This is a genomic window from Kineosporia sp. R_H_3, from assembly GCF_002198675.1.
GTDB lineage: Bacteria > Actinomycetota > Actinomycetes > Actinomycetales > Kineosporiaceae > R-H-3.
Map to the genome: position 1 here is coordinate 1 of NZ_MWLL01000229.1, position 7530 is coordinate 7530.

The window sequence follows — 7530 nt, forward strand, 5'->3', positions numbered from 1 at the left end:
GGTCTTGGAGGACTGGCGGTTCCACAGGATCCGGTTGCACGGCGAGTGCGTCATCGAGCCGCGGCAGCCGAACTCGGAGAACAGGCAGCCGGTACGGGTGCCCTGGCCGAAGTCCATCGCCGACTGCTTGTACTCGAAGAACTGCACGCGCGTGCACCCGGTCTGGGTGAACGACGAGAAGAACGTCTTGGGCCGCTGCAGGTCGTCGAGCGCGATGTCGCCGACCCGGCCCGCGGCGAGCGCCACGACGACCTGGGTGATCCAGTCCGGGTGCGCCGGGCAGCCCGGGATGTTCACCACGGGCAGACCCATCGCGCTCGTGAAGTCCTTGCCGAGGAACCCGCCGCGCTCGCCCCTGAGGTACTGCAGGCCGATCGCGTCCGTCGGGTTCGGCGGCATCGCCGGGATGCCGCCCCACGCCGAGCAGTCCCCGACCGCGACGACCACACCGGCCCGGGGCGCGATCTCCGCGACCCACTCCTGCATCGGCCGCTCCGCGAACATGTCGTAGCGGCCGGTCCCGTCCGGACCGGTGAGCACGGAACCCTCGAAGACGAGGATGTCGACCTGGCGGGCGCCGGAGGCGCAGTCGCGCATGATCTGCTGGGCCGCCTCGCCGAGCTCCATGCCGAGCGAGGGGTGCCAGATGACCTCGATGCCGAAGTCCGTGACGAGGTCGACGGCCGTGGGTTCCTCGGCGTTGAGGAAGGACATCGTGTTGCCACTGCATGCCCCGCCCTCGAGCCAGAGCAGTGTTGCCATGTCCTACCTCCCGGTACCGACCGCAGCGACCGCAGCGACCGCAGCGACCGCAGCGACCGCCAGATAACCACTGCGTAATCGGCTTGTCACGCATAGTCGCCGGGACGGCCGGGTCGGAGGTGAGAGACCGTGACCGCTCCCTGGACAGGGCCGGGACGCGGCAGGACCGTTACGAGCGACCCGCCGGAGCGTCCGCGCGCCCCGCCGGTTCCGGACCCGCGACCCGCAGGAGCGGCAGCAGGGGCTGCACGAGCGGACCGACGGCGAGCGCGTAGAGCAGGGTGCCCGGGCCGAAGTTGCCGCCGAGCAACCAGCCGAGGCCCACGACGGACACCTCGATCGCCGTCCGGACCACCCGGACCGGCCAGCCGGTACGGGCCACCAGGCCGGTCATCAGGCCGTCCCGCGGACCGGGGCCGAACCGGGCGCCGATGTAGGCCGCGGTCGCCACGGCGTTGAGGCCGACCCCGACGGCGACGAAGACGGCGCGCAGCACGAGCGGGCCCGGGGTCGGCAGCACCCGGAGCGCGAGGTCGACGACGAGCCCGATGACGACGACGTTGCTCACGGTGCCCAGCCCGGGCCGCTGCCGCAGCGGGATCCACAGCAGCAGGACGACGGCGCCGGCGAGGATCGTCATCGTGCCGAGCGAGACGGGGACGAGCCGGACGAGGCCCTGGTGCAGGACGTCCCACGGCATCACGCCGAGGGCACCCTCGACGAAGAAGGCCATGCTCACGCCGTAGAGCGCCAGGCCCGCGTAGAGCTGGACGAGGCGGCGGCCGAGGCGGTCCGGCCGGCGGCGGGCCGTGCGGGCGGGAGTGTCCGGCCGGTCGCTCCGGGCGGTGTCGGGGGTTGCGCTCACCCGTCCAGGGTCGACGAGAAGTGGCCTTGCTTTCCATAGCCACCTCGCGGACAGTGGCTGCATGTCCGATGCCGCCGCCCCCGCCGCCGCCCGACCGGCCCGCCGGGTCGGCGTCCGCGAGCTCGTGCCGCTCCTCACCGGCTGGCAGGACCGGCCCGGCGTCCCGGGCTACCAGGCGCTGGCCGACCGGCTCCGGCTGCTCGTGCTCGACGGCCGGCTGCCGGTGCACGCCGTCCTGCCGTCCGAGCGGGCGCTCGCGGCGGCGTCCGGGACGAGCCGGACGACGACCACCGCCGCCTACCGGGCGCTGCGGGAGGCCGGCTTCGCCGCCGCGGGGCAGGGCGCAGGCACCTGGACCGCGCTGCCCAACGAACCCGCTCCCCCGGCCGGCGACCCGGCGGCGCTGCCCTGGCCGGTGACGACGACCGGCCGCCGCGGCACCGCGGACGGCCGCGGCGACCTGTCGAGCGCGGCCCTCGAGGCACCGCCGCAGGTGCACGCGGCGTACGTCGCCGCGCTCGCCGACCTGCCGCGCTACCTGCCCGGCCACGGCTACGTGACCGCCGGGCTCGACGTGCTCCGCGAGCGCGTCGCCGCCCGGTACACCGCCCGCGGCCTGCCGACCGCCCCCGACGAGGTGCTCGTGACCTCGGGGGCGATCCACGGGCTGCGGCTCGTGCTCGGCGAGACCGTGACCCGCGGGGACCGGGTGCTCGTCGAGAGCCCGACGTACCCGCTCGCCCTGGACGTCGTCCGGCGGGCCGGCGCCCGGCCGGTCGCGCTGCCCGTCGAGGACGGCTGGGACCCGGACGCGGCCGCCGAGGCGCTGCGGAGCACCGGCGCCCGGGCCGCCTACCTCATGCCGGACTTCCAGAACCCGACGGGCGCCCTCATGACGGACGACGTCCGGGAGCGGCTCGCGGACGTCCTGGCCCGCGCGGGCTGCCTCGTCGTCGTCGACGAGACGACCGCGGACCTCGACCTGCGCGGCCCGGGGGCCGTCGCACCGGCACCGTTCGGGGCAGGGCGGCGACCCGGGCAGGGCGCGGGCGTCGTCCATCTCGGGTCGTCGAGCAAGACGTTCTGGGGCGGGCTGCGGGTCGGCTGGGTCCGCGCGGACCGCGCGCTCGTGCAGCGGCTCACGGTCGCCCGGGCCGCGGACGACCTGGCCTCCCCGCTCGTCGAGCAGCTCGCGACGGCGCACCTGCTCGACGTGGTCGACACGTTGCTGCCGCAACGGCGGGCGCTCGTCGCCGCCCGCTGCGCGGCGCTGCGGGGCGCGCTCGCCGAGCGGCTGCCGCAGTGGGAGGCGCCGATGCCGGCCGGGGGCCTCGTGCTGTGGTGCCGGCTGCCCCTGCCGCGCAGCAGCGCGCTCGCCGCAGCGGTGCGGGATCTCGGGGTCACCGTGACGCCGGGGCCCCGGTTCGGCCCGGACGGTGCGTTCGAGTCCCGGCTGCGGATCCCGTTCGCCCGTCCCGAGGCCGACCTCGTCGCCGCCGTCGGGCTGCTCGCGCAGGCCTGGCACGGCGGCGCGGTGCCGGGCGCGGCGGGTGCGGGCGCCGTCCCGGCCGGCGCGGGCCCGGCGGCGCTGTGACCCGGCGGCGCCGTGACCTGCCGGCCGGGCGGCGGACCGGCTCCGAGGTGTAACGGTGCGGCCCCCGGGCGACACTGACGGGGGCGCCCACCCGTCGCCGGGAACCACCCGGCGGCCGGGCGTGTTGGCACCGTTGCCCGCCGATGCGGCGGGAGTTGTGAGAGGCAGGAGATCGCAGTGTTCGGTTCGCGCTTGAAGACGACGATGGTCACCGCCGAGGACGCCCTGAAGGGCCGCGACGCCCGGCCGTTCCCCGTCCCCGCGCGGCATGCCGTGCTCGGCACCCCGCTCGAGGGCCCGTGGCCCGAGGGCACCCAGGTCATCTACGTCGCGATGGGCTGCTTCTGGGGCGCCGAGAAGGCGTACTGGAACCTCCCGGGCGTCGTGACGACCGCCGTCGGGTACCAGGGCGGCTTCACGAAGCACCCGACGTACGAGGAGACGTGCACCGGCCGGACCGGGCACACCGAGACGGTCCTCGTCGCGTACGACCCGGCGAAGGTCTCGACGGAGAAGGTGCTCCAGACGTTCTGGGAGCACCACGACCCGACCCAGGGCTTCCGCCAGGGCAACGACCTCGGCACCCAGTACCGCTCCGCGGTGTTCTGGACGACGCCCGAGCAGGAGGCCGCCTACCGCGCGACCCGCGAGGCGTACCAGAAGCGCCTGTCGGAGAAGCGGTTCGGCGAGATCACGACCGAGGGCCGCCCCGCCGCCGAGGCCGGGCCGTTCTACTACGCCGAGGGCGACCACCAGCAGTACCTCGACAAGGTGCCGTGGGGCTACTGCCCCGACCACGGCACCGGGGTCAGCTGCCCGATCGGCCTGGGCGTGACGTCCACGGACTGACCGGTCATCGATCCGGCCGCCCCGGGCGGCCGGACCGCACGAACGGGGTGACCTCCGCGGCAGCAGGCCGTGGAGGTCACCCCGTCGTCGTGGACGGCGTGCTCAGGCGTCGAAGAGGGCGCTCACCGACTCGCCGTTGTGGATCCGGCGCACCGCCTCGGCGAGCGCGGGCGCGATCGAGAGCACCCGCAGCTTCTCGGTGACCCGCTCGGGCGGGATGGGGACCGTGTTCGTGCAGACGATCTCGAGCACGTCCTCCTGCTCGGAGAGGCGCTTGAGGGCGTCGGTGGAGAACAGGCCGTGGGTGCACGCGACGCGGATCGAGCGCGGGCCGAGGTCGCGGAGCATCCGCAGCAGCTCCAGGACGGTGCTGCCCTTGGCGATCTCGTCGTCGAGGATGATCACGTCGCGGTCGGCGATCTCGCCGATGACGTCGCTGATCTGCACCCGGTCGTCGGGGAAGCGCTGCTTGGCCCCGGCCGCGACGTGCGCGCCGAGCATCCGGGCGAACGCGGCCGCCTCCTTGGCGTTGCCGAGGTCGGGCGAGACGACGGTGGTGCGGCTCAGGTCGTACTGCCGGAAGTGCTGGGCGAGCTCGCGCAGCGCGTGCAGGTGGTCGACGGGGACCGAGAAGAAGCCGTGCACCTGCGGCGAGTGCAGCGTCACGGCGAGCACCCGGTCGGCGCCTGCGGTCTTGAGCAGGTCCGCGACGAGCCGGCCACCGAGCGAGATGCGCGGGGTGTCCTTCTTGTCCGACCGGGCGTAGGCGTAGTGCGGCATGACGACGGTGATCCGCGCCGCCGAGGCCCCGCGGGCCGCGTCGCACATGAGGAGCAGCTCGACGAGGTTCTCCTGCGTCGGCGCGACGAGCGGCTGCACGAGGAAGACGTCCCGTTCGCGGCAGTTCGCCTGGAGCTGCACCTCGAGGCAGTCGTTGGCGAACCGGCTGACCCGCACGCCGCTCTGCGCGACCCCCAGGTGCTCGCAGAGCTCGGCGGTCAGCTCGGGATGCGCGCTGCCGCCGAATACGACGATGTCCTTCACACCAGTCCCCGCAGGTAGTGATCGGTGGGCGGTGCCATCGTAGGTGGGGGCGAGGCGGGCGCGGCCCTCAGCCCCGACCGCGACGTACCCGAAGATCGGGAAGCGTCTCCTGTCGGAAGCGTGTCACCCGGGCAGCGCCGGCGCGAGCCCCAGCCACCGGGCCAGGCTCCTCAGCTCGGCGCGCACCGCGGCCGTCATCGCCTTCGTGAAGGGGACGTCCTCGTGGACGGCGTCGACCCGCAGCACCCCCGCGGCGCGGTCACCGGTGGCGTCGATCTTGCCGACGAGCCGGTCCTGGTGGAGCACCGGGAGCGCGAAGTAGCCCCAGCGGCGCTGCGCCGCGGGCTTGTACATCTCGAGCTGGTACTCGAACCCGAAGATCTCCAGGGCCCGCTTGCGGTCGTGGACGAGCCGGTCGAACGGTGACAGGAGCGCCGTCCGGCCGGCGAAGGGCGCGTCGAGGTAGGCCGGGTCGACCCGCCAGGTGCCCTTGACCCCCTCGACGACGGCCGGCTCGCCGGCCGAGCCGACGTGCTGGGGCTCCATCGGGTGCTCGGGAGCCTTGGCCCGCGCGATGCCGAGCGCCCGCAGCCGGCGCTCGTCGCGCTGCCGGGCGGCCTCCTCGGCCGGGATCGCGGGGAGGTCGGGGTACACCCGGGACGCGAGGTCCCACAGGCGTTCGCGGCCCTGCCGGCCGGCGACGGCGACCTCGCCGCGGGCGACCATCGCGCCGAGGAGCTTCTCGACGTTGCGGCCGTCGGTCCACCCCGTCGAGCGCCACGGGACGGCGCACGTGTCGGGCAGGTCGCGCATGAGCAGCGGTCCCGAGGCCCCGAGCCGGGCGAGGATGTCGCGCCGGCACGCGTCGTTGGCCTCGACCCACGCGATCCGGTCCCACTGCCAGGGGCGCAGCTCGCCGCGGCCGGGCCAGTCGGCCATGTCGGCGGCGAAGAGCGCGACGTCCTCCGCGGGCCGGACGAGCGCCTCCAGCTCGACGAGGTCGCGGCGGTCGAGCGCGGCGCGCAGGTCGGCCGGCGCGTAGCCGGCACCGAGCCTGCTCCACGCGACGAGGTCGGCGTTGGGCGCCACCGACGCGGTCGGGTCGAGCTGGAGGAACGTCAGGTGCCGGACGAGCCCGACGAGGTCCGCCGGACGGTCGGCCTCGAGGAGCTGGGCCCGGACGGCGACCCGGCGCGCGTCGGCCCGGCTGAGCCGGTGCGGTGCGGTCACCCCGGGCAGGCTAGCCCGGCGCTCCGACGGCGCCCGACCGTCCGTCGCCGCACCCGCGCGCCGGCCCCGCGCACCCGGCTGATGGACTGTGCCGGTGAACGGGATCTTCTGCGTCGACGGCGCGGCCGCCGAGCCGCTCGCCGGGACCGCGCCGCACCGGCCCGTGTGGGCACTCGTCGAGCACCCCGGGCCGTGGGGCCGGGAGGCCGTGCTCGACGCGCCGTGGCCGGGCGACGGCGCAGGGGCGGCGCTCGCGGCGCTCACCGACGGGGCAGGGGTCCGGGTCGTCCTCGGACGGCGGCCCGGTGCCGGCGAGCGCGGGGCGCCGCAGCGGCCGGCCGTCGTCCTCGCCCGGTACGGCCCGGGCGGCTGGACGGCGACCACGACCCTCGACGCACCGGCCGACCTGCTCGACCTCGACTGGGCCGGGCTCGCCGCGGCCCCGTCCGCACCCGCGGGCTGGACCGACCCGGGCCCGGTGTGGGGCATCTGCACGCACGGCACCCGGGACGCCTGCTGCGCCCGGCTCGGCCGCCCGCTCGCCCAGGCCTTCGCCGCCCTCGAACCGGCCGGCACCTGGGAGATCTCGCACTCCGGCGGGCACCGGTTCGCGGGCGTCGCGCTCGACCTCGCGGCGGGCCTGGTCTACGGCCGGGTCGGGACCGCGGACGCCGCGGCGCTCGTCCGCGCGCACGGCGATGGCCGCATCGTCCGGCACCTGCTGCGCGGGGCGCTGCACCGGACACCGTCCGCCCAGGCCGCGGAGGCCGCCCTGCGCGACCACCTCGACGAGGACCGGCTCGCCGCCCTGACCCTGCTCGACGAGGCGACCGAACCGGGCGGCGGCCGGGCGAGCACCTGGAAGCACACGACGGCGGACGGCGCGACGACGTGGCGGGTCGTGGTCGCCGAGGAGCCGCTCCCGCCGCGGCCCGCCTCGTGCGGGAAGGCCCCGGAGCCGGCGAGCGCGTGGCGGTCCGTGACGGTCGACACGGTCTGACCCTTCGGTGGCCGGGAGACGAACAGGCCCGTTCACCTCGGTGACGTAGGGTCGACGGATCACTGGTGCACCACCGAAGGAGCCCCCCGTGGCACGCAAGAGCAGCAAGCGCACCGTGACCCCCGAGGCAGCGGCGGAGCGCGCCGGACGCCGCGCCGCGAAGGCCGCCGAGACCGCCGCCGCTGC

The 7530-nt window shown here is 75.7% G+C and carries 7 protein-coding genes; 3 read left to right on the forward strand and 4 right to left on the reverse strand.

The window, feature by feature from the left end:
• Together ECOMGDLI_RS28775 and ECOMGDLI_RS34970 are read right to left on the reverse strand one after the other, a co-directional pair.
• A partial coding sequence (locus tag ECOMGDLI_RS28775; RefSeq protein WP_088320279.1) for a hydrogenase occupies positions 1–762 on the reverse strand: 762 nt, incomplete at its 3' end.
• 169 nt (positions 763–931) lie between these two features.
• Positions 932–1627, reverse strand: a complete 696-nt coding sequence (locus tag ECOMGDLI_RS34970; RefSeq protein ID WP_158221196.1) for a YitT family protein — start codon at positions 1625–1627, stop codon at positions 932–934.
• Positions 1628–1688: 61 nt separating this feature from the next.
• On the opposite strand from ECOMGDLI_RS34970, the gene ECOMGDLI_RS28785 reads away from it, so the two are divergent.
• Complete coding sequence (locus tag ECOMGDLI_RS28785; RefSeq protein ID WP_088320277.1) at positions 1689–3221, forward strand: PLP-dependent aminotransferase family protein; 1533 nt, start codon at positions 1689–1691, stop codon at positions 3219–3221.
• A 204-nt stretch (positions 3222–3425) separates the two neighbouring features.
• Positions 3426–4070, forward strand: a complete 645-nt coding sequence (gene msrA, locus ECOMGDLI_RS28790; RefSeq protein WP_088320280.1) for a peptide-methionine (S)-S-oxide reductase MsrA — start codon at positions 3426–3428, stop codon at positions 4068–4070.
• Between the two features lie 102 nt (positions 4071–4172).
• Here msrA and ECOMGDLI_RS28795 read toward each other — a convergent pair whose 3' ends face one another.
• Together ECOMGDLI_RS28795 and ECOMGDLI_RS28800 are read right to left on the reverse strand one after the other, a co-directional pair.
• Positions 4173–5114, reverse strand: coding sequence for a ribose-phosphate pyrophosphokinase (locus ECOMGDLI_RS28795; protein ID WP_088320278.1), 942 nt, complete (start codon positions 5112–5114; stop codon positions 4173–4175).
• A gap of 123 nt (positions 5115–5237) precedes the next feature.
• Positions 5238–6344, reverse strand: a complete 1107-nt coding sequence (locus tag ECOMGDLI_RS28800; RefSeq protein ID WP_198955277.1) for a DNA glycosylase AlkZ-like family protein — start codon at positions 6342–6344, stop codon at positions 5238–5240.
• Positions 6345–6438: 94 nt separating this feature from the next.
• On the opposite strand from ECOMGDLI_RS28800, the gene ECOMGDLI_RS35595 reads away from it, so the two are divergent.
• Positions 6439–7344, forward strand: coding sequence for a sucrase ferredoxin (locus tag ECOMGDLI_RS35595; RefSeq protein ID WP_198955278.1), 906 nt, complete (start codon positions 6439–6441; stop codon positions 7342–7344).
• The last annotated feature ends 186 nt before the right edge of the window (positions 7345–7530 follow it).